18 protein-coding genes and 1 pseudogene are annotated in these 21625 nt (G+C 68.5%); 10 read left to right on the forward strand and 9 right to left on the reverse strand.

Annotated features, from left to right (window positions below):
- The first annotated feature begins 78 nt into the window (after positions 1-78).
- The 3 genes from ACFXJL_RS15105 to ACFXJL_RS15115 all read left to right on the forward strand — a co-directional run bounded on the left by ACFXJL_RS15105 (position 79) and on the right by ACFXJL_RS15115 (position 2602).
- Positions 79-810, forward strand: a complete 732-nt coding sequence (locus tag ACFXJL_RS15105) for a hypothetical protein (RefSeq protein WP_384637593.1) — start codon at positions 79-81, stop codon at positions 808-810.
- Between the two features lie 643 nt (positions 811-1453).
- Positions 1454-1888: a cupin domain-containing protein gene (locus ACFXJL_RS15110; protein ID WP_358877778.1), complete on the forward strand. Its 435-nt coding sequence runs from the start codon at positions 1454-1456 to the stop codon at positions 1886-1888.
- A gap of 66 nt (positions 1889-1954) precedes the next feature.
- Positions 1955-2602: a uridine kinase gene (locus ACFXJL_RS15115; RefSeq protein WP_384692485.1), complete on the forward strand. Its 648-nt coding sequence runs from the start codon at positions 1955-1957 to the stop codon at positions 2600-2602.
- A gap of 104 nt (positions 2603-2706) precedes the next feature.
- Here the strand turns inward: ACFXJL_RS15115 and ACFXJL_RS15120 are convergent, their stop codons facing one another.
- The 4 genes from ACFXJL_RS15120 to ACFXJL_RS15135 all read right to left on the reverse strand — a co-directional run bounded on the left by ACFXJL_RS15120 (position 2707) and on the right by ACFXJL_RS15135 (position 6457).
- Positions 2707-4089: an MFS transporter gene (locus tag ACFXJL_RS15120; RefSeq protein ID WP_384637599.1), complete on the reverse strand. Its 1383-nt coding sequence runs from the start codon at positions 4087-4089 to the stop codon at positions 2707-2709.
- 147 nt (positions 4090-4236) lie between these two features.
- Positions 4237-4767, reverse strand: coding sequence for a methylated-DNA--[protein]-cysteine S-methyltransferase (locus ACFXJL_RS15125; RefSeq protein ID WP_358877682.1), 531 nt, complete (start codon positions 4765-4767; stop codon positions 4237-4239).
- Between the two features lie 151 nt (positions 4768-4918).
- On the reverse strand, positions 4919-5425 hold the full coding sequence (locus ACFXJL_RS15130) for a YfbM family protein (RefSeq protein ID WP_358877681.1): 507 nt from the start codon (positions 5423-5425) through the stop codon (positions 4919-4921).
- Between the two features lie 129 nt (positions 5426-5554).
- Entirely contained in the window at positions 5555-6457 is a 903-nt protein-coding gene (locus tag ACFXJL_RS15135; protein ID WP_384692490.1) for a glycerophosphodiester phosphodiesterase, read from the reverse strand.
- A 286-nt stretch (positions 6458-6743) separates the two neighbouring features.
- Here ACFXJL_RS15135 and ACFXJL_RS15140 point away from each other — a divergent pair.
- The 5 genes and pseudogenes from ACFXJL_RS15140 to ACFXJL_RS15160 all read left to right on the forward strand — a co-directional run.
- Positions 6744-7484: pseudogene (locus ACFXJL_RS15140) on the forward strand (MHYT domain-containing protein); the annotation flags it as partial.
- A gap of 559 nt (positions 7485-8043) precedes the next feature.
- Positions 8044-10167, forward strand: a complete 2124-nt coding sequence (gene uvrB / locus ACFXJL_RS15145; protein ID WP_384692493.1) for an excinuclease ABC subunit UvrB — start codon at positions 8044-8046, stop codon at positions 10165-10167.
- A gap of 199 nt (positions 10168-10366) precedes the next feature.
- A complete protein-coding gene (locus tag ACFXJL_RS15150) occupies positions 10367-10951 on the forward strand; it encodes a TerD family protein (protein WP_329017121.1) in 585 nt (194 codons plus the stop codon).
- A 325-nt stretch (positions 10952-11276) separates the two neighbouring features.
- Complete coding sequence (locus ACFXJL_RS15155; RefSeq protein ID WP_384692496.1) at positions 11277-13238, forward strand: TerD family protein; 1962 nt, start codon at positions 11277-11279, stop codon at positions 13236-13238.
- A 586-nt stretch (positions 13239-13824) separates the two neighbouring features.
- On the forward strand, positions 13825-14844 hold the full coding sequence (locus ACFXJL_RS15160; RefSeq protein ID WP_358877678.1) for a TerC/Alx family metal homeostasis membrane protein: 1020 nt from the start codon (positions 13825-13827) through the stop codon (positions 14842-14844).
- A 120-nt stretch (positions 14845-14964) separates the two neighbouring features.
- Here ACFXJL_RS15160 and ACFXJL_RS15165 read toward each other — a convergent pair whose 3' ends face one another.
- The 4 genes from ACFXJL_RS15165 to ACFXJL_RS15180 all read right to left on the reverse strand — a co-directional run bounded on the left by ACFXJL_RS15165 (position 14965) and on the right by ACFXJL_RS15180 (position 18663).
- Entirely contained in the window at positions 14965-16158 is a 1194-nt protein-coding gene (locus ACFXJL_RS15165; protein ID WP_384692719.1) for an ABC transporter permease, read from the reverse strand.
- 77 nt (positions 16159-16235) lie between these two features.
- Positions 16236-16910, reverse strand: coding sequence for an ABC transporter ATP-binding protein (locus ACFXJL_RS15170; RefSeq protein ID WP_384692500.1), 675 nt, complete (start codon positions 16908-16910; stop codon positions 16236-16238).
- Positions 16907-18124, reverse strand: a complete 1218-nt coding sequence (locus ACFXJL_RS15175; RefSeq protein ID WP_384692503.1) for an efflux RND transporter periplasmic adaptor subunit — start codon at positions 18122-18124, stop codon at positions 16907-16909. Before ACFXJL_RS15175 ends, ACFXJL_RS15170 begins: the two co-directional genes overlap by 4 nt.
- Entirely contained in the window at positions 18121-18663 is a 543-nt protein-coding gene (locus tag ACFXJL_RS15180; RefSeq protein WP_358877675.1) for a hypothetical protein, read from the reverse strand. The genes ACFXJL_RS15175 and ACFXJL_RS15180 overlap by 4 nt, the downstream gene beginning before the upstream one ends.
- A gap of 223 nt (positions 18664-18886) precedes the next feature.
- Here ACFXJL_RS15180 and ACFXJL_RS15185 point away from each other — a divergent pair, with 223 nt between their 5' ends.
- Positions 18887-19543, forward strand: coding sequence for a response regulator transcription factor (locus tag ACFXJL_RS15185; protein WP_358877674.1), 657 nt, complete (start codon positions 18887-18889; stop codon positions 19541-19543).
- Positions 19544-19593: 50 nt separating this feature from the next.
- Positions 19594-20910 (forward strand): sensor histidine kinase, encoded by a 1317-nt coding sequence (locus ACFXJL_RS15190; protein WP_384692508.1) that lies wholly within the window; start codon positions 19594-19596, stop codon positions 20908-20910.
- 49 nt (positions 20911-20959) lie between these two features.
- Here ACFXJL_RS15190 and ACFXJL_RS15195 read toward each other — a convergent pair whose 3' ends face one another.
- Complete coding sequence (locus tag ACFXJL_RS15195; RefSeq protein ID WP_358877672.1) at positions 20960-21616, reverse strand: MBL fold metallo-hydrolase; 657 nt, start codon at positions 21614-21616, stop codon at positions 20960-20962.
- Positions 21617-21625: the final 9 nt, after the last annotated feature.

Raw genomic sequence — 21625 nt, forward strand, 5'->3', positions numbered from 1 at the left:
GCGATCGGAAGATGACGATCCGACAGGGATCGCGATAATCGGTCGAGCCCACAAGATGGTCTTGATAGCTTGATCGACGTGGCGAAACTAAACCAGATCATCGCAGTGGAGAAGGGCGTCAAGTCCAAGACCCATCAGGACCTGACCGCCGCCCATCACGGGCTTCAGAAACCTGCGCTGCTCGCCGGCATCTCGCGTACCTACCAGCCGAAGGACGAGGAGGGCGAGCAGCTGCCGCCCGAGTCGACGAGGGTGCAGGTCAAGGCCGAGGATGTGCTGCGCGAGACGTCGAAGACGCTGTCCCGGCTCTTCGATGTGACCGCCACCAAGGACTGGGCCAACTGCACCGCCCGCGCGGATGTCTCCGTGGATGGGCGGGTGATCGTGAGTGACGTGCCCGTCTCCTATCTGCTCTTCCTGGAGAAGCAGCTCACGGACATCAACACCTTCGTGCGCAAACTGCCCGTCCTCGACGCATCCGAGTCCTGGACGCAGGACCCTTCGACGGACGCCTGGAAGACGGAAGTCGTCCGTACCGTGCGTACGAAGAAGGTCCCCCGCAACCATGTGAAGGCGGAGGCGACCGAGAAGCACCCGGCACAGGTCGAGGTGTACTACGAGGACATTCCGGTCGGCTACTGGACCACGGTGAAGTTCTCCGGCGCACTGCCCGCGCGGCGTGTGAACGAACTGCTGGAACGGGTGGAGAAGTTGCAGCAGGCCGTGAAGTTCGCCCGCGAGGAGGCCAATGGCGCCGATGTCACCGACCAGCGGGTGGGTGACGCAGTTTTCGGCTACCTGTTCGGTTGAACGGGCAGCCGTGATGACTCCCCGTCCGCTGTTGAGCGGGCGGGGTGCGCGAGGAGCGCAAGCTGAAACTGAGGCTTGTCGTGATGGTGCGGTTCCAGTGGAGGTTCGAATCCTCCCCGCGGCACTCGTTGTACGGGTCGCGGTAGCCCAAGTCCGGTAGAGGCAGCCGCCGTCAGACTCAGATTATTCCTCTAGGTTCAGCATTCTCCGCCGATCGTCGGATCGACCGGGCCCGAGCCCTCGGACGTCGAAATACCGGTTCAAGTCCGGTCCGCACAGCTCGATGTGCGGTGGTCCAAAGGCAGGACGCGACGACATAATGACTGACTCGGGTTCTTCAATGCGCCGGCGTGCAAGATGGGCGGAAACCAAGGGTCCGAAGGCCGGCTACGCCTTCGGACCCGCTCCTTTTTCGGCTGTTCGCGCTGGCCAGAGCCCGATGACCTATCCGTGCCCCCATCGCTGACACGCGTCCTTTTCGGACGGTCCCTTCTCGAATAGCGTGACGTCGTTTTGGCGAGACACCCGGGCGGACGGGTGTGCACGGCCGCATCTTCCCGGGCAGAAGTTGGAGGCTTTCATGGGGTTCGAGGACATGCTGGCGAGCGCTGGACGTCATGGAAGGACGAGCGGTGCGCTGGTGATGGGGGGCAGCCGACACAGGACGATCGCCGCTGCTTCACCGTCCGCGGTGAGTGCTGCGTCCGGTAGCGGTCTCGTGGGCACGGTCCTTGCGCACGGAGTCACCCAGGGGACCGTGAAACTCAGGGCCACCGGGCGAACCGATGTGATCGTGCGCACGATCACGATCGCCCCGGGCGGCTCCACCGGATGGCACTACCATCACGGCCAACTCCTCACCGTTGTCACCTCGGGCACCTTGACCCGCACGCTTCAGGACCGGTCGGTCGAAGTCACCCCCGCAGGTTCGGTGTTCATAGAACCGTCGGGGCCCGAACACCGCCACATCGGACGGAACACGGGAAGTGTGCCGGTGGTGTTGTACGTGACGTATCTGCTGCCCCACGGCAGCCCCCTCGCGGTGAACACCGAGGCACCGACCTGGTTCGACGAGTAGGTGCCCGTACTCTCCCCGCGCCACGGCAACTGGGTTCGGCCCAGTGCCGTGGCCGAAGATGGACCGGTGCAACTCAAAGCGATCACCTGGGAGCGATTGGCCGCTGCCGTGGCGGACCACACCATGGGCATCTCAGCTGCGGACGGCAGTCCCTGGCTCCGCATCGCACTGGACGGTTCCTTCGTCGCAGGGGGCGGGGAGTTGGGCGCGAGGATCGGACGGGAACTGCGGTTGCGCGGCCGAGCGACCCTCGGGGTGAGCACAGCGGGCTTTCTGCGTCCCGCATCGCTCCGGTATGAGTACGGACGTACCGACCCCGACGCGTACTACAACGACTGGTTTGATGCGGGGGCGCTCTGGCGTGAGGTCTTCGGTCCGCTGGAGCGCGGAGGCAGCGGGCTCGTTCTGCCCGACCTCTGGGATCCCATCACGGACCGGGCGACCCGTAGCGCGCGAGTAGGACTGCCCGCGGGCGGAGTGCTGCTCCTGCACGGTCCACTACTGCTCGGCCAGGGATTTCCCTTCGACGTGTCCCTGCATCTGCGGCTCTCATCGGGAGCCCTGCGACGGCGTACGGACGAGGCCGAACGCTGGACACTGCCCGCATTGGAACGGTACGAGGAGGAGGTCGCCCCCGGGGACCTGGCCGACGCGGTAGTCCACGCTGACGACCCGCGCCATCCCGCCTGGAGCGGCTTCCGCAAGCCCGAGTGAGTCGTTTCCGGACCGTCGGGCTGGACATTCACCGGTCGATGGTGTCGATGGGGCGGTCGGCTCTTGGCTCCGTGCCGGCCCGGAGCGGTGCCGCTGCTGCTCAGTCAGCGCATCGCCCGGCGAACGGCCAACGCGGCCATCGGGAGCAGGAGACAGGCGCCGACCGCGTTCAACCAGCCGTATCCGGCCTGGGCGACGATCAACCCGGCGCAGACCCCGCCGATACCCGCCGCAGCGCTCATCACCAGGTCGGACAGCCCCTGCACTGCGGCCCGGGAAGCGGGTGACACCGAATCGGTGAGCAACGCCGAGCCGGACACCACACCGGCCGACCAGCCGAGGCCCAGCAGGAAGAGACCGACGGCGATGCGGGTATGGCTCGACCCGGCCGTACCGGCGAACAGGGCCGCGAGCGAGAGCAGACCGACGGCGAGGCCGATCACCGAGATCCTCCCGAACCGGTCGGCCAACCAGCCCATCACCGGCGAGAAGGCGTACATGCCGGCGATGTGGCCGCTGATGACCAGTCCGATCAGTTCGATGTCCGCGCCGTGGTGGCTGAGGGCGACCGGGGTCATCGACATGATCGCCACCATGGCGGTGTGCGACACGGTGACCGTCACCAGCGCCAGTTTGGCCATGGAAGACTCCCGGACCGCCTCGATCCCGGACCGTAGGGAGCGCCCCGCCGAGGAGGATTCCCCGGGAGACATCGCGCGGGCGGTCAGCAGTGGATCGGGGCGCAACAGCACATGAACGAGGAGCGCCGCCAGGAGGAACACCGCGGCGGCCCAGACGAACGGTCCGGCTTCGGAGGGAAGGCCGAGACCGGAGATGCTGCGACCGGCGGGCGCGGCGATGTTGGGCCCGAGTACCGCTCCGACCGTCGTGGCCCAGACCACATTGGAGATCGCCTGACCCCGCCGTTCGGGCAGGGCGAGGTCGGCGGCGGCGAAGCGGGCCTGGAGGGTGGCCAGAGAACCGGCGCCGAAGGCGGCCATGCCGAGGAGCAGGAGGGGGAAGTTGTCGATCGCCGCGGCCAGCACCACCACGCCGCCGCCCGCCGCTCCGATCAGATAGGCGAGCACGAGGCCCGGGCGTCTGCCGCGGGATGCCATCAACGAGGCCAGCGGCAGGGAGAGCACCGCGGTGCCGGCGACGGTGGCGGTGGGAGCCAGTCCCGCGAGTGCTTCCGTACCGCTCAGTCGCTCGGCGAGCACCGCGGCCAGGGCGACCCCGATGGCAACGCCGAGTCCACCGAGGATCTGGCTGATGACCAGGACGGTGGTGGTACGGCGTCGCAGCGCGATCAGTGCTTGATCGGACGGCTCGGGAGTGGGCGGGATGCCGGGGGACGAGGCGGGTGGCTCGGAGGCGCCGGATATGCCGGGTAGGTCAGGACTGGTACTCACCCGCGCAGTCTGCCAGGAGATATGACAAAGGAATATCTTCCGGTCCGACCTTGAGAGACGTCCCCCGGAGGGCATCGCCCCCGTTCCTCCGCCAGGGCACGCGAACGGGACCGGGGACCGGAACCCGTGACGTCCACGATGTCCACGATGTCGAGCCCAGCCTTCGCGATGGTCAGGGAGCGGTCCCGGTCAGGGAAGCGGTCCTGGGCGGCGGGACCGGTCCTAGAACAGCGGCTCCGGGAGCACACCCTCCAGCGCCAGCAACTGGCGCTTGGTCTCCAGACCACCGCTGAATCCGCCCAGCTTCCCCCCGGACTCCACCACCCGGTGGCAGGGCACCACCACCGGCAGGGGATTGGACCCCATGGCCGCGCCCACGGCCTGTGCGGCGCCGGGCTGGCCGACCCGGGAAGCGAGGTCTCCGTATCCCACCACCGTGCCGTAGGAGACGGTGGACGCCAGTTCACGCAGCACTTCGCGGTTGAACCCGCTGGACAGCGACCAGTCGAGGGGCAGCGCGAAGTCGATCGGCTTCCCCGCGAAGTACGCGTCCAACTGCCGCACGGGCTCGGCGAGCAGCTTCGCCCCTTCCGCCACGGGCTGGGCGCCCAGTCTGTCGGACAACTCGCCCAGCGCCCTGTCCTGCACTGATCGCTCGGCATGGAACACGACACTGACCAGGCCGTCCTCGGTGGCGGCCAACAGCAGCGGTCCGACGCGCGTGTCGAGGACGGTCCACTCGAAGGTCTTCATGTGAACCACGTTACGGCGCACCACTGACATCTCAGTCGCCTCGGGTTTCCGGCCGTAGCGGCTCATGGGCGCCACGGCGACGCCGTTCGAAGAGCGTGCAGTGTGACGCCGTCCCGGGCACCCCACCCCGCTGCTCGGAGCCGGTCCCTCGTCAGTCGACCCAGACGAGAAGGGCGTGACCTCGCAGGGCCGTGGTCCTGAAGAAGGCCACAAGAGATGGGTAGACGCCGGTCACCAGCCCCAGGGAGTGTTCGTCGGCCCATTGGGAGATCGGGTAGACGCCCGCGTCGGCGAGCTGCCCCGGGGTGACCCCTTCGATCAGTTCGGCCGGGGTGAGTGCCGAGAGGGCATCGGCGGCGATGCGGACCCGGTCGGGGGTCACCCAGCGCGGCGGGCCGTGTCCTCCCCGGTCCTGCGTGCCGGGCATCTCCTCCTCACCGTGGACGATGTCGACGGGAAAGCCCCGACGCCGCAGCAGGAAGTGCAGGGCGTGCCACGTCCCGTGCGTGCGATGACTGCGCGCGGTCGACGGTAGCTGTTCGAGGTCGGACTCCGCCTCCAGCAACCCGTCCACGTACTCCATGGCCCAGGCGGGGTCGTGCAGCGCCCGGGTGAGTTCGGAAGGAGTCAGGCGTATGTACACGCCGTTCATGCTCATGCCCGGAGGGTAGGGCAGCGCCCTGACAGTGCTGCCCGGATGCGCTGCGGATCCGGCGGACGCCTGGTGGGCCCGGCGTACGAGGTGCTGTCCGCCGGGCCCGTCATCAGTGCGCGTTGGTCCGCGGTGTCACGAGTCCACGGCGTCCCGTACGACGTCCGGCCGGTCCGTGATGATGCCGTCCACGCCGAACTCGCTCATCCGGACGGCTGTTGCGGCGTCGTTGACGGTCCAGATGTTCACCTTCAGCGGGGCGCCGTGCGCGCCCTTGAGCCGCTGTACGGAGGCGACGTAGTCGGCCGTCACCGATGAGGCGGCGGGGTTGATCTGGTCGGTGAAGGCGGCGTACGAGGGCAGCTCGGCGACGGGCGGTGTGCCGAGGAACCCGGTGATGACGTCGGGTCGTAGGCGGTGGACGGTCTTCACGCTGTCCGCGCTGAAGTTCTGCATCACCAACCTGCCGCGGATGTGCGAGCGGTCGAGCCAGCCCTCCTGGCGCAGCACCCGCAGGGTGTCCTTCTCGATGCCCGGGTAGAGCTCGGGGCGCTTGATCTCCAGCAGGAGCTTCTGTCCGTTGCGGTCGACGCGGTCGAGGTACTGCCGCAGCGTGGGCACCCGGGCATGGGTCCACTTCTGGCCGAACCAACTGCCGGCGTCGAGGGTGGCGATCTCCGCGCCGGTGAAGTCGCGGACCCGCCAGGGCGCACGGTCGGGGAATCGCTGCTCGACGTCCGTCGTCCGCGCCAAGGTCTCATCGTGGACGACGACGAGTTGGCCGTCGCGGGTGCGTTGGACGTCGTTCTCCACCCAGTCGAAGCCCATGTCGTCGGCGAGGTCGACGGCTGCGAGGGTGTTCTCCGGGGCGTATCCGGAGGCGCCCCGGTGGGCGATCACCGACGGTCCACTCCCCGAGGCCGTGACGGCTCCTGTCCGGGAGGGCGCCTGATCGGCCTGGGCCAGTGGGGCGAGGGTGAAGGAAGCGCCGATTCCCAGCAGGGCGAGGGTGGTTGCTGTGGCATGACGTGAAAACACCTTGACTCCTGACGATGCTCGGTCGTTCGTGGAGGCGTGCAAACGCCTCATCGACTCAATACAGGCCAGGGCAGACCAACGCACGTCACTCAGTGCACTACTGAAACATGAACAAATGCGCACAGATGCTTCCACTCAGGCATCTCGCTTGCTTTCGATCTTGTACCCATATGTTTGTCCATCGACGTGTTGGGCATAGTCTCGTCCCTTGAAAAGACGTTCCACCAGCGGTCAGGGGCCACCGCCAGGAGTTCGCCGAGACCACAAGTAACAAGGGACGCAGGACATGCAGGGAACACTGGACGGCTTCAGCTACGGGCTGGTCACACCCGTGGTGGCATTCATCATGGCCTGCCTCGGATCGGCACTCGGGCTGCGCTGCACCACGCGGTCGGTGCATGGCACCGGCTCGTACAAGCCAGGATGGCTGGCCCTCGGCGCAACCTCCATCGGCTCCGGCATCTGGACGATGCACTTCATCGCCATGATGGGGTTCACCGTCGCCGAGGCCCCGGTCACCTACAACCGATCCATCACCTTCGCGAGTCTCGTCGTCGCGATCGTGATGGTCGGCATCGGCATCTTCATCGTGGGTTACCGGGGAGCGACCGTGATGGCGCTCCTCACGGGAGGCACCATCACCGGTCTCGGGGTGGCCTCGATGCACTACCTCGGCATGGCCGGCATGCGGATGGAGGGCACGATCGCGTACAGCACGCCCATCGTGATCCTCTCCGTGGTGATCGCGGTCGTGGCGGCGACCGCCGCGCTGTGGGCCGCGGTCTCCGTCCACGGCTTCATGGCGAGCCTCGGCGCCAGTCTCGTGATGGGTGTCGCCGTCACCGGGATGCACTACACCGGAATGGCATCGGTCAGCGTCCATCTGCACGGGACGACGGGCAGCGCCGCGACCGGTGACTCTCCGGCCAGCATCCTCGCTCCCATGCTCCTCGGCCCGCTCGTCTTCCTCCTGCTGGCCGGAGTGGTCGTGATGTTCGACCCCCAGTTGGTGATGGGGGAGCCCGACCGGAATCGGCTCGGCGACAAGGCGCAAGGGCGCTCCGACGACTCCGTGGGGCGCGTGAACCCGTCCCTGTTCGGACAGGCGCCCGACGCCTGGCGCGATACCGGGCTCCGGACGGTGGGCCGACCGTCGCCGCGGGACGTGTCAGCGCTGGACAGGCCAGCCCAGGCTTCCCCGTCCGAGCCGTCCGTCGAGTGGCAGCCGCGAGGCGTCGAGCCGCGGCCCGCGGCGCCCTTCTCCGCCTTCGGCACGAGGCGCGTCGAGGACGACTGGCCGCTCCCCTCCCAGGGCCTGCACGCCGCTGTCCCCCCGGCCGCCGAACCGATCCCACCGCAGGCGGCGGCGCATCTCGCCGGTGCACCCGGGACGGGCGCGCGCAACGGCGAGCAGCCGACATCGGCTGTGGAGCCCCAGACACCCTGGATCGCCGGCGATGGAAACCCTCCGCACCGTCACTGACCAGCACTGATCGCCTCGCCGACCACTCGTGCGCCCCTGGGCGCAGGGCGGTCGGCGAGCGGTCAGGCGCCCGGATGTCAGTGGCGGGTCGTACGGTGGATCCATGCGGCCCGTTTCCAAGATCGAACGTTCGGTGGCGCCCTTCGAGGTCGTCAGTCCCTTCCAGCCCAGTGGTGACCAGCCCACGGCCATCGCCGACCTGGAGCGCCGCGTCCGTGCGGGCGAGAAGGACGTGGTCCTGCTCGGCGCCACCGGTACCGGCAAGTCGGCGACCACCGCATGGATGATCGAGAAGCTCCAGCGGCCCACCCTGGTGATGGCGCCGAACAAGACCCTGGCCGCCCAGTTGGCGAACGAGTTCCGCGAGCTGCTCCCCAACAACGCCGTCGAGTACTTCGTCTCGTACTACGACTACTACCAGCCAGAGGCGTACGTCCCCCAGTCGGACACCTACATCGAGAAGGACTCCTCGATCAACGAGGAGGTCGAGCGGCTGCGCCACTCCGCGACGAACTCGCTGCTGACCCGGCGCGACGTGGTGGTCGTCGCCTCCGTCTCCTGCATCTACGGCCTGGGGACCCCGCAGGAGTACGTCGACCGGATGGTGCCCCTCAAAGTGGGCGAGGAGGTCGACCGTGACCAGCTGCTGCGCCGCTTCGTCGACATTCAGTACACGCGCAATGACGTGGCGTTCGCCCGCGGCACCTTCCGGGTCCGGGGTGACACCATCGAGATCTTCCCGGTCTACGAGGAGCTCGCGGTCCGGATCGAGATGTTCGGCGACGAGATCGAGGCGCTCTCCACCCTCCACCCGCTCACGGGCGAGATCATCAGCGAGGATCAGTCGCTCTACGTCTTCCCGGCCACCCACTACGTGGCGGGGCCGGAGCGTCTGGAGCGGGCCGTCAACGGCATCGAGCAGGAGCTCGAAACGCGTCTGACCGACCTCGACAAGCAGGGCAAGCTGCTGGAGTCCCAGCGACTGCGGATGCGCACGACCTACGACATCGAGATGATGCGCCAGATCGGCTCCTGCTCCGGCATCGAGAACTACTCGATGCACTTCGACGGCCGTGACCCCGGTTCCCCGCCGAACACCCTCCTCGACTACTTCCCCGAGGACTTCCTGCTGGTCATCGACGAGTCCCATGTGACCGTGCCCCAGATCGGCGCGATGTACGAGGGGGACGCCTCCCGGAAGCGCACCCTGGTCGACCACGGTTTCCGACTGCCGTCCGCGCTCGACAACCGGCCGCTGAAGTGGGAGGAGTTCACCGAGCGGATCGGGCAGACCGTCTATCTGTCCGCCACTCCCGGTACCTACGAGCTCTCCCGTGGTGACGGCTTCGTGGAGCAGATCATCCGCCCGACCGGGCTGATCGACCCCGAAGTCGTCGTCAAGCCCACCGAAGGGCAGATCGACGACCTGGTCCACGAGATCCGCCTGCGCACCGAGAAGGACGAACGGGTCCTGGTCACCACGCTCACCAAGAAGATGGCCGAGGACCTCACGGAGTACTTCCTCGAACTGGGCATCCAGGTGCGCTACCTGCACAGTGACGTGGACACCCTGCGCCGAGTGGAGTTGCTGCGCGAGCTGCGTGCCGGCGAGTACGACGTGCTGGTGGGCATCAACCTCCTGAGGGAGGGGCTCGACCTGCCCGAGGTCTCCCTGGTGGCGATCCTCGACGCGGACAAGGAAGGTTTCCTGCGGTCCGGGACCTCGCTGATCCAGACCATCGGCCGCGCGGCGCGCAACGTCTCCGGCCAGGTCCATATGTACGCGGACAAGATCACCGCGGCCATGGCGAAGGCCATCGACGAGACCAACCGTCGCCGCGAGAAGCAGGTCGCCTACAACACCGAGCGGGGCATCGATCCCCAACCGCTGCGGAAGAAGATCAACGACATCGTCGCCACCATTGCACGCGAGGAAGTCGACACCGAGGAACTGCTCGGTACGGACTACCGCAAACCGACACCCGGCAAGGGCGCCAAGGCCCCGGTCCCGGCACTCGCGGGCAAGGGCAAGGGGAAGCGCGGTGCCAAGGACACCCAGTTGACCGACCGACCCGCCGCCGAACTCGCGGGGATCATCGAGGAGATGACCGAGCGGATGCGGGCAGCCGCCGCCGACCTCCAGTTCGAGGTGGCCGCCCGGCTGAGGGACGAGGTCGGGGAACTGAAGAAGGAACTGCGTCAGATGAAGGAAGCGGGGCTGGTCTGAGATGTGCGCTCCCTGAGGTGCGGGAGAGCGGTGGGCACGCCCCACCAGGCACGTCGCACGGGCCACGTACCTGCTGTGTTGCAAGAACGACACAAATACTGGCCAATTGTGCCGCGCCGTTGAGGTGACTGCGTAGGGTGCTGGGCAGCCACCCGTATGGGTGGCTGCACATCGATGAACAGGAAGAAGGGGACAGCGCGTGACGGTCAACATGACCAAGGGTCAGGCCATCAGCCTGCGGAAGAGCGACGGGGGCACCCTCACGGCTGTGCGGATGGGGCTTGGCTGGCAGGCGGCGGCGCGCCGCGGTCTGTTCGGCTCGCGCACCAAGGAGATCGACCTCGATGCCTCGGCGGTGCTCTTCGCCGACAAGCAGCCGGTGGACGTGGTCTTCTTCCGCCACCTCGTCAGTGATGACGGCTCGGTGAAGCACACGGGAGACAACCTCGTCGGCGGTGCCGGTTCGGGCGGCGACGACGAAGCGATCCTGGTGGACCTCCAGAGGGTGCCCGTCCACATCGACCAGATCGTCTTCACGGTCAACTCGTTCGGCGGCCAGACGTTCCAAGAGGTGCAGAACGCCTTCTGTCGTCTCGTCGACGAAACGAACGGCCAGGAGCTCGCCCGCTACACCCTGGACGGCGGCGGCAACTACACCGCGCAGATCATGGCCAAGGTGCACCGGAGCAAGGGTGACGACGGCTGGCAGATGACCGCCCTGGGCAACCCCGCCAACGGGCGGACTTTCCAGGACCTGATGCCCTCGATCCTGCCGCATCTCTAAGGGCCGGGCCCGCAGGGCTCCGTGCAGGGCGCACGGATGGACATGCAGCTCCCGGAGGCATCGGCCGCCGGGAGCTGTAGCGCTTGCCGGCGGCACGATCGCCGTCGTCGCGAGGGGGCGGGTCGATCCCGGCGCCCGCGCGGCTCGACCGGGCGAGGGCATTGCGCCCCGAGCGGCGGTGGCCACCATCGGCGCCTCCGTGCGAAAGAGAGAGAATCCCGCAGTACCCGCAGCACCGCAGACCCGAACACCGCGTGATAGTCGACATTGAGGGCGCGGTACCGACCACCGCGCACCACCGCAGAGCACCGAGGGGACGAAGGCGATGACCGCCGAGTTGGTCCGGGGGCAGAACCATCCACTGCCCGAATCCCGCCTGGAGATCCGGGTGTCGGCCGGACACCCGCTGTTGGCCTGCGTCACCTGCTCCGATGACCAGGGATGCGTACGGGGCGAGGAGCTCGCCCACCCCGGAGCGCCCGCCGTGCCCGGGGTCGAGGTGTCCCGTGCGACCACCGACGCACCCCGTTTCTCCGTCGATCTGGATGCCGTGCCGACCGCCGTGCACCAGGTGCACCTGCTTCTGGCGCTCCCCGACGGCACCGCGGGACCGGCGCACTTCGGTGCCACGGCCGCGCCCTTCCTCGCCGTGATCGGCCAGCACGGCGACGAGCTGGCCAGTTTCACCATCACCGGCCTGGAGGCGGAGACCGCTCTCGTCGCGGTCGAGCTGTATCGGCGCCAGGGTGCCTGGAAGGTGCGGGCCGTCGGTCAGGGGTACGCGGGTGGCCTCGCCCAACTGCTCGGCGACCAGGGACTTCCACAGGCCCGGGAGCGGGCGGCCGAGATCCAGGCGGCAGCCGTGGCACCCGCGCCACGAACGGAGCCCGCGGAGTTGCGTACCAGCGGTGCCCACGACGGCGGATACACGCTCCAGCCCCCGGCACCGCCCGCGCCACAGCCGCCCAGCAGCGGTGAGCCCACCATTCCACAGGGTCTGTCGGGGGCAAGTGCTTCCTCCGGTTCCGGAGTCTCGGACACCCAGCCCACCCCCACCGGCGCGGGCGGGCCCATCGACTACGCCCATCCCCGTAGGCGCTCCGCACCGCCCCCGCCGCCTCCCACGGCGCCTGCCGGCGAGCCGGGCCAGCCCGCACAGCCGGTCGCGGGGGACGCCACCGGCTGGTCCATGGAGGAGCGCCTCTACAACCAGATCTGGGGCATGTTCGAGGACTTCGCCCGCTCGGTCGCCGCGTACCGCAGCGCCGTCGAGTTCGCCGAGTCCCGGCTCGACCAGGAGCTCGACCAGGCCCTGTCCGACCCCCGCAGTCGTATCGGGGGTGCGGGGGACGCGGCCAGGGCTGCTGCCCGTGCCAAGTGCGAAGAGTTGACCGCGCAGGCGCGGCAGGCGCTCGACCGGGATCTCGCCCAGCTCACCGCCGAGTCCGATGTCGTCGAGCCGGCGCTACCGCCCGCATACGCGCGTTGGGACAACCCGGTCTGGCACGCCTACCGGGTGCCCATGGAGACTCCCATGGCGTTGCGGCTGGGCGATCTCCAGCTGCCCGAGAGCCCGGAAATGCGTATTCCGTTCCTGGTCAGGCTCCCGTTGGAGCGCGGTCTGTGGGTCGACAGCGGGCGTGGGGGTGGGGAAGCCGCGCTGATGCTGGACGAGGCCCAGTTGAAACGGCTGGCCATGGACTGCGCGGTGGCCCACGCCGCTCGATTGCTCGCGGTCTATCCACCCGGTGAGTTCACCGTGCATGCGATTGACCCCGCGGGGACCGCCGCCGCCTCCCTCGCGCCACTCGTCGAGTCCGGAGTGCTGGCGAACCCACCGGCTGCCGGTGCCCAGGGAGTGAGCGAGACGCTGGCGAAGCTCACCCAGCGGGTCGACCTGGTCACCATGGCGGTGCGCGGCGGTGCTCCGGACGCGCTCCCACCGGACCTCGACACGGCCGAGCAACTACTGATCGTCCATGACTTCCCCCACGGTTTCGACGATCGTGCGGTCACCCAGTTGCGCTATCTGGCCGATGAGGGGCCGGCGGTGGGTGTTCATCTGATGATGGTCGCCGACCGTGAGGACGCCAGCGCCTACGGGCCGGTGCTCGACCCCCTGTGGCGTGCGCTGCTGCGGATCACCCCCGTGCCGGACGATCATCTGGCCGACCCGTGGGTGCGTCATGCGTGGACCTATCAGCCTCCGACGATTCCGCCGGGCAGTGCCGTGCTGCGCCAGGTGTTGGATCAGGTCACGGCCGCCCGCCGCACCTGGGGGCGCTGAGGAGCTGGCCCTCCCGGGCCATCTCCGGGCCGACCTGCGTTGGTGGGCGTTTGCGGGGGCTGGCCCGGGGCACCCGTGGGTCACCTCGGGGAGCGCGTCGAACGGACGCCGCCCCGGGGGGTCGCTGCCCCTTTTGGCGTAAGTCCGTCGTCGCTCCTTGACCATCGGATACGGTGCCGGACACACCGGTACCGCATGGGTGGAGATGGCTGGTGGGTGCGAAGCCGTACGAGCAGTCGAAGGGCGGCGTGCTGCACAGGAGCACAGTCAGCCGCAGCTCGATCACGCGGCGCAACCGCGGGAGGGTTCAGGATGGGCGACATCGGTCGGCGACATCGTGGTCATGACCAAGAGGCCCCGTCTGAGCAGGGGATTTGAACCTCCCTTTACCATCCTCTTTACCTTTCCTTGGGGCTACTGTAAGCTCCTGTGAGCGGAGGGGAGTATTCCCGGCCTGCGACGTACCCGTCAGTACGGATCACCATTGGTCCCGGGGCGTCGGCCTGAGCGGCTAGGACCGCCCGGGTGGAAGAGACCTCCGGCAGCGACGACGCTGAGCAAAGAGCCGTACGACGCCGGAGGCGCAGTGGACGTTTCATTCAACCTGTGGTTGCTGACCATCCTCGGTCTGTCAGCCCTGATCGCGGTCGACTTCTTCATCGGGCGCAAGCCCCATGACGTGTCGATCAAAGAAGCCGGAATCTGGACGATCGTCTGGATCGCGCTAGCCATCCTGTTCGGCATCGGCCTGATGATCTTCGGCACGAGCCAGGCATCCGGAGAGTTCTTCGCGGGCTTCATCACCGAGAAGTCGCTGAGTGTCGACAACCTCTTCGTCTTCGTGCTGATCATGGCGAAGTTCTCGGTGCCCTCACACCTCCAGCAGCGAGTGCTGCTCATCGGTGTGCTGATCGCCCTGGTGCTGCGCGCCATCTTCATCGCGGCCGGCGCGGCCATCATCGCCAGCTTCTCCTGGGTCTTCTACATCTTCGGTGCGTTCCTCATCTACACCGCCTGGAAGCTCATCCAGGAAGCACGTGCCGATGAGGAGGAGGACGACTTCGAGGAGAACCGCCTCCTGAAGTCGATCGAGAAGAAGTTCGGCGTCGCCGACCGCTACCACGGCACGAAGCTCTTCATCCAGGTCAACGGCAAGCGTGTACTGACCCCGCTGATGGTCGTCATGCTCGCTATCGGCAGCACGGACATCCTCTTCGCCCTGGACTCCATCCCGGCGATCTTCGGTCTGACCCAGGACCCGTACATCGTCTTCACGGCCAACGCGTTCGCCCTGATGGGTCTGCGCCAGCTGTACTTCCTCATCGGCGGTCTGCTGAAGAGGCTGGTCCACCTCAGCTACGGCCTGTCGGTGATCCTCGGCTTCATCGGCGTCAAACTGGTGCTCCACGCACTGCACGAGAACGGGGTGCACGTCCCCGAGATCTCCATTCCGTTCTCGCTCACCGTCATCTGCGGTGTGCTGATCGTGACCACCATCACCAGTCTGATCGCCTCCAAGAAGCAGGCCGAGCGGGAAGCGGCCGAGGCTGTCGAGGCCGGCGAGACCCCGGTCAAGGACGACGACAAGGACAGCGTTCAGTCCTGACCTTCAGGTGTAGCGACGGGGGCGGATGGCAATGGAGCCATCCGCCCCCGTTCGTGTGTCCGGAGTCCTTCGTCGAACGGAGGCCGCCCCGCCGCCCGAGCGGCCTCCGATGACCGGGTGCTACGGCGAGGCCAGGGCCTCGGTGGGAGCGAGCCGGGAGGCTCGTACGGCCGGGTAGAGTCCGGCCACCGCACCGATCGCGAGGGTCGCCCCCATCCCCCCGAGCAGTGCCCACACGGGCACCACCACGGGCCACCCCTGGTAGGTGGCGAAGCCGGCCGTCACAGCCGACCCCAGCACCGCGCCACCGGCGCCGCCCAGGGCCGAGAGCAGGAGCGACTCGGCGAGGAACTGCGTGCGGATCTGTCCCCGAGTCGCCCCCAGCGAGCGGCGCAGACCGATCTCGGCCCTGCGCTCCAGCACCGAGATCACCATGGTGTTCGCGACCCCGACCCCGCCGACCAGCAGCGCCACCCCACCGAGTCCCAGCAGCAGCCCGGTGAACGCCTTCCCCGCCGCCTGCTCGGCGGCCAGTGCGTCCGACGGCCGTGAGACCTCCGCCTCGTTGGGAGCCACGGGATGCGCGCTGGGTCCGAGCACCGCGCGTACGTCCGCGACCGCTCCCTTCTCGGCCCGGGCGTAGACGGTCGTCGGGCGTCCGTCGAATCCCAGCTCGGCACGGGCGACCGACCAGCCCACCAGTGCCGCCGTGTCCAGTTCGGGAGCGAGGGCGGCCGGCTTGAGGATGCCGACCACGGTGAACCACTCCCCGCCGATCAGCACCCGGGTCCTGGGCCCGGCGCGGCCGAGCCCGAGCCGCTCGGCCGCCGACGCACCGAGGACGGTCGCCGGGTAGCGGCTGGTGGCGGTGTTCAGCCAGACCCCACTGGCGACCTCAGCCGCCACGGTGGCCGGCAGATCCTCACGCACGGCGTAGGCGGCCAGACCACCCGTCTCCACCTCGGGGATCTTGTCGCTGCGGTAGACCTTCGCCCCCTCGATCGAACCGACCGCGGAGACCGACTCCACCGGGCCGATCCGGCCCACCATCGCCTCGGCGTCCTCGGGCAACTGGGCGGCGTCACCGGTCATCGTCGACCCGGGGGACACGGTCAGCAGATTGGTGCCCAAGGTGGCGAGCGTGCGGTCGAGTTCGGCGCGCGACGAGGACGAGATCCCCACGACCCCGATCATCGCCGCGATGCCGATGGCGATGCCGAGCGCGGACAGGAACGCCCTGAGCGGCCTGGTCCGCAAGCCCACCGCCCCCACCTTGACGATGTCCCGCGGGCGCAGCCTGGCCGGTCGCAGCATGCCGGGCGAGGGGGCGTCGGACGGCTTCGGACCCCGGGGCACCGCCGTGTCCACCGGTGCCGAAGCCGCGGAGGAGGTCATCGGGCCACCTCCGTGGAGTTCTCGGCGATCCGGCCGTCCAGCATCCGTATCTGCCGGGGCAACGAGCCGGCGATCTCCCGATCATGGGTGATGATCACCACGGTGGTACCGGCCGTGTTCAACTCGCGCAGCAACCGCATCACACCCTCCCCCGATACGGAATCGAGTGCACCGGTCGGTTCGTCGGCGAGCAGCAGCGCCGGGTCGCCTGCCACCGCCCGTGCGATGGCGACCCGCTGACGCTCCCCACCGGACAACTCATGGGGCTCGTGGTCCATCCGATGGCCGAGACCGACTCGTTCCAGCGCGGCTGCTGCCCGCCGGCGCCGTTCGGCGGGGCGCAGCCCGCAGTACAGCAGTCCGTCGGCGACGTTGCCCAGTGCCGATGTGCCCCCTGCCAGGTGGAACTGCTGGAAGACAAAGCCGATCCGGCTCGCCCGCAGCGCCGACAACTGTCGGTCGGAGAGCGAACCGACCTCGTGGCCCTCGATGTGGACCTGTCCGGCGCTGGGTCGGTCCAGCGTCCCCAGTACATGCAGCATCGTCGACTTCCCCGACCCGGAAGGCCCCACTATGGCCAGGAGCTCACCACGGGAGATGTCCACCGACACCCCGTTGAGCGCCGCCACCGGACCGGGATAGACCTTGCTCACGTCCCTCAGAGAGATCACTTCGGTATCCCCACCGTGGTGCCCTGCTCGATGCCCGTTCCGGTGATCTCCACCCGGCCGTCCGCGAACAGCCCGGTGGTGACCGGGACATAGGACGAGGTGCCGCCCTTGACGACCTCCACGCCGAAGCCGCCCTCGGACAGCGCCAGCAGCGCGGCGACGGGCACGGTCAGCACGTCCTTGCGCGTCTGCGCGACAAAGTCGACGTTCACGGCGGCGAGGGCGTACGCGTCGGCGGCCCGTTGGGCCTTCGTGCCCGTGAGCTCCACCACCACTTCGACCTTGGTCTGCGCCTCCTCCTGGCCGGTGGCCGCCTCGATGACGGTGGAGACCTGGGTGACCTTGCCCTGCACCACCACCTCGTCGGGCAGGGTCACCGTGACCGTCGCACCCTTGGCGGCCACCCGCTGCTCGCTCGCCTCCAACTCCACGGTGACGGCCTTCGTCAGCCCGGTGTACGACAGCACCCTGCCGCCCTGTCCCAGCTGCCCGCCCACTTCGGCTTCCAGGCCGTCGATCCGGACCTCGCCGGGGGCGAACACCACCCGGCCCAGGTCGACCCGCCCCGACTCCTCCACCCCGAGGTCCTCCTGCCACTGCTTCACCGCATCCGCGGTCCCATCGGTGAACTCCTCGTCCACGGTGAAGCCGGTGTGCCCGAGTGCTGCCAGGTTGCGCTCCAACTGCTTCACGTCCGGTCCCTCGACACCCAAACTCAGTGCGCGGTACGCCGGGAGCGAGCCGTACATCAGGGTCACCGGACGGTTGTCCACCTCGTACAACGGATCGCCACGTCTGATGCGGTCGCCTGTCTGCGGGAGATCCGTGATGGTGCCCGGGGTGCGTTCGGCCGCTGTGGTCGCCTGTCCGTAGCCGAGTTGTCCGTCCGCGCGGTGAACGTCCCGCAGGGTCTGTCGGGTCACCTGCGTCGTGTTCGGTGGCAGTCCTCCGTCGCTCTTGCCGCCGGATGCGCCGTTGCCGTCGCCGAGTCCGAGCGCAGCCGCCGTGACGGCACCGCCCGCGGTCAGAACGGCCAGGGCGACCAGCAGGGTTGTGCGGCGTCTGCGGCGTCGGGGGCCGGTCGTACGCACCCCTGCCGCCGCTGTCGTCACGGGTGCCGCTGCACCGTCGGTCGACTCCGCGGCCCCTGTCGTACCGTCGACGGCTGCGTACGGGTGCTCCCGCAGGGAGGGGGTGCCGGTCTCGTCGGTCACCGGTTCTTCTCCTCGACCCGCTTGCGTTCGGCCTCCAGATGTTCCTTGCACGCCTTCTCGGCCGCAGCGAAGTTGGGGTCGTCATGGACCGACTTGTCCATTTGCAGACCACCACCCGGCCGTGGGTCCGGGAACTTCTCCACCCCGTTCTTCCGCATGCACGTCGCGTACTTCTGCATCGCCGCGACCACCTTCGGATCGGCCTTCTGCCCTGGTCCGGGGCCCTGGGGCTGAAACTCCCGGCACTTCTCCATCGCCTTTTCCATGGCGGCCTCGGACTCCTTCTTCTGCTTGACGATGACGCGGCCGTCCTTCGGGTCCTCCATGTCGACGCCGTTCTTGCGCATGCACTGGGCGAACTTCACGCCCATCTCCTGCTGGCTCAGGCTGGGTCGGGCACTGCCCGGTGTGTCCGAGCCGGCCTCGCCGCCCTCGGCCGAGGCCACCTTCTTGCCCCCGTCGTCGGATGAACATCCGGTCAACGCCAGGGCCAGCGCGAACGGCAGTACCGCCAGCGCGGTACGGGTGCGTGATCGCATGGGTCGTCCCTTCCTCGGACCACGGCGGCTCGAAGACCTTCCGGCCGCCTGCGTCAGATGGAACGCCGCCTCCCGTTTCCTCGCCGTTTCCCCCGGCGACCGCGCCTCCCTAACGGTGAGGAAACACAACGGCGGTCACCATGGAGACCACCGGCCCCGCACCCGTTCGACCAACTCGGCGCGCGGCGACGGGATACGGCGGACCAGGGGAGAGGAGCCGCACGTGCGCGTACTGGTGGTCGAGGATGAGCCCGTACTGGCCGACGCCATCGCGGAGTGGCTGCGCGAGGAGACGCACGCGGTCGACATCGCACTCGACGGCGCCGCCGCGCTGGAGCGGGCCACGGTGAACGACTACGACGTGATCGTGCTCGATCGCGACCTACCCGTCGTCCACGGGGACGAGGTGTGCCGTCGGGTCGTCGACTCCGGGGCCGCAGCGCGCGTACTGATGCTCACCGCCGCCGCCGAGGTGGCAGATCGGGTACGGGGCCTGGGGATCGGCGCGGACGACTACCTCACCAAGCCGTTCGCGTTCGCGGAGCTCTCCGCCCGTATCCAAGCGCTCGGGCGCCGTTGCCGACCCGCGGTGCCACCCGTGCTGCGCAGGGCCGGCATCAGCCTCGACCCCGCCCGACGCGAGGTGTTCCGGGACGGCCGCTATGTGCCCCTGTCCCGCAAGGAGTTCGCCGTACTCAGTGAACTGCTGCGGGCGGAGGGCGCCGTGGTCTCCGCCGAAATGCTGCTGGAGAAGGCGTGGGACGAGCACGCCGACCCGTTCACCGGGGCCGTGCGCCTGGCCGTCCTCAAACTCCGCCGCAAGCTCGGCGGCCCGCCCGTCGTGGAAACGATCACGGGAGCGGGGTACCGCATCCCATGAGGTCCACCGGCGCCCGGAGGCACTGGACGTACCGGCACGGAGTGCGCCGGATGCGTCTGCGGACCCGACTCACCCTGATCTACGGGGGACTGTTCATGGTCGCCGGGGTGGTGATCCTCGCAACGGTCTACGTCTTCTTCAACCAGGAGCTCAACCGCGTCAGCCCCAAGGTCATCGAGAAGTCGCTGAAGCAGGCAGCACCCTCGTCGCTGGCATCGCCGCCTGCCACGGCCGTGCCCTCATCTCCACCATCGCCATCATTTTCTTCATTGCCTTCAGTCAAGCCGTCCCAGCCAGCTTCGGCTTCGACGCCCGGACCGATGGGCTCGCCCGCACCCGGCGCTCCCTCGACCACCTTCTACGACCGCCACGGGCAGCTCGTTTCCAGCGATCTGCCCGGAGTCTGGCTCAAGGAGCAGCGGGAAGTGATCCAGGACGCGGCCGTCACCTCCCTACTGGCCCAGGGAGGCGTCGCGCTGGTGGTGGTGGGCGGCACGGCGGCCGTCGTCGGCTGGTTGGTGGCCGGGCGGGTGCTCGCCCCGCTGCACCGGGTCACCGAGACCGCCCGGCGCATCGCAGCAGCCCCCGCCGCGGGCCGGGGACTACACGAACGCATCGCGTTGCAGGGCCCCGACGACGAGGTGAAGGACCTGGCCGACACCTTCGACACCATGGTCGAGCGCCTCGACCGCTCCTTCGACGGCCAGCGCCGCTTCGTGGCCAACGCCTCCCATGAACTACGCACTCCGCTCACGCTGGGCCGGGCTCTCGTCGAGGTGGCCATGCACCGCAGAACGGCGTCGGAAGACGTGCGACAACTCGGTGAGAGCCTCTTGGAGATCAACAGCAGACATGAGCGGTTGATCAGCGGGCTGTTGCTGCTCGCCGACTCGGAGAACGAGATCGCCGATCGACTGCCCGTCGATCTGGCCGACATCGTCAACCATGTGGTGTCCCAGACCGCAGCGGAGGCGAGCCGGTCCGGGATCACCGTGCACGAGTGCGCGCAGGAGGCGCTCACCACGGGTGACGCCCTCTTGCTCGAACGGATGGTGCACAACCTCGTGGAGAACGGCATCCGTCACAACGCCGGGGACGGAGGCGCCTTGTACGTCGTCAGTCGCACCGGAGCCGACGGGGCCGCAGAGGTCGAGGTCTCCAACACCGGGCCCGCGGTGCCGCCGTACGACATACCCGGGCTCTTCGAGCCGTTCCGTCGGCTGGGGGCCGATCGCCTGGTCAGCGCCAAGGGTGCGGGGCTCGGCCTCTCGATCGTCCGGGCGGTGGCCCGTGCGCACGGCGGAACGGTCAACGCCAGCCCCCGGGAGGGGGGCGGGCTGGTGGTGACGGCGACCTTGCCGGCCTGACCGGCAAGGCTCCGCTGTGGGCCCCTGCGGAACCCCGTGGATCTCGGTGTCACCAGCCCCGTTCGCGCCACTCGGACAGGTGCGGGCGCTCCGCGCCCAAAGTGGTGTCCTTGCCGTGCCCCGGATAGACCCAGGTCTCGTCCGGCAGTGGAGCGAAGAGCTTGGTCTCCACGTCGTGGAGGAGGCTGGCGAACGCCTCGGGGTCCTTGCGGGTGTTGCCCACTCCGCCGGGGAACAGGCAGTCGCCGGTGAAGACGTGGGGGTGTCCGTGCGGATCGTCGAAGACCAGGGCGATGGAGCCCGGGGTGTGCCCCACGAGATGGCGGGCGGTCAACTCCACCCTGCCCACCCGGATGGTGTCCAGGTCATCGACCCGTACGTCGGTGGGGACGGGGATGCCTTCGGCGTCCAAGGCGCCGGCGTAGGTGCGCGCACCCGTGGCGGCGACCACCTCGCCGAGCGCCTGCCAGTGGTCACCGTGGCGATGCGTGGTGACCACCGAGGCGATGGAGTCGTCCCCGATCAACTGGAGCAGGGTCTGTGGGTCGTTGGCCGCGTCGATGAGCAACTGCTCGCCGGTCGCCCGGCAGCGCAACAGGTAGCAGTTGTTGTCCATCGGGCCGACCGCGACCTTGGAGATCATCAGATCGGTCAGCTCGTGCACATCCGCCGGTCCGCCGACCTTCACCACACCGCTGTACGTCATGGTGGGCAG

Source organism: Streptomyces sp. NPDC059256 (genome assembly GCF_042753785.1).
Classification (GTDB): domain Bacteria; phylum Actinomycetota; class Actinomycetes; order Streptomycetales; family Streptomycetaceae; genus Streptomyces.

What these genes read in the sequence shown, in the direction of transcription:
- ACFXJL_RS15110 (WP_358877778.1), top strand. Translation starts at nt 1,454, where the DNA reads ATGGGGGGCAGCCGACACAGGACGATCGCCGCTGCTTCACCGTCCGCG.
- ACFXJL_RS15120 (WP_384637599.1), bottom strand. Translation starts at nt 4,089, where the DNA reads ATGCCCTCCGGGGGACGTCTCTCAAGGTCGGACCGGAAGATATTCCTT.
- ACFXJL_RS15125 (WP_358877682.1), bottom strand. Translation starts at nt 4,767, where the DNA reads ATGAAGACCTTCGAGTGGACCGTCCTCGACACGCGCGTCGGACCGCTG.
- ACFXJL_RS15130 (WP_358877681.1), bottom strand. Translation starts at nt 5,425, where the DNA reads ATGAGCATGAACGGCGTGTACATACGCCTGACTCCTTCCGAACTCACC.
- uvrB (WP_384692493.1), top strand. Translation starts at nt 8,044, where the DNA reads ATGCGGCCCGTTTCCAAGATCGAACGTTCGGTGGCGCCCTTCGAGGTC.
- ACFXJL_RS15155 (WP_384692496.1), top strand. Translation starts at nt 11,277, where the DNA reads ATGACCGCCGAGTTGGTCCGGGGGCAGAACCATCCACTGCCCGAATCC.
- ACFXJL_RS15165 (WP_384692719.1), bottom strand. Translation starts at nt 16,158, where the DNA reads ATGCTGCGACCGGCCAGGCTGCGCCCGCGGGACATCGTCAAGGTGGGG.
- ACFXJL_RS15180 (WP_358877675.1), bottom strand. Translation starts at nt 18,663, where the DNA reads ATGCGATCACGCACCCGTACCGCGCTGGCGGTACTGCCGTTCGCGCTG.
- ACFXJL_RS15190 (WP_384692508.1), top strand. Translation starts at nt 19,594, where the DNA reads ATGCGTCTGCGGACCCGACTCACCCTGATCTACGGGGGACTGTTCATG.
- ACFXJL_RS15195 (WP_358877672.1), bottom strand. Translation starts at nt 21,616, where the DNA reads ATGACGTACAGCGGTGTGGTGAAGGTCGGCGGACCGGCGGATGTGCAC.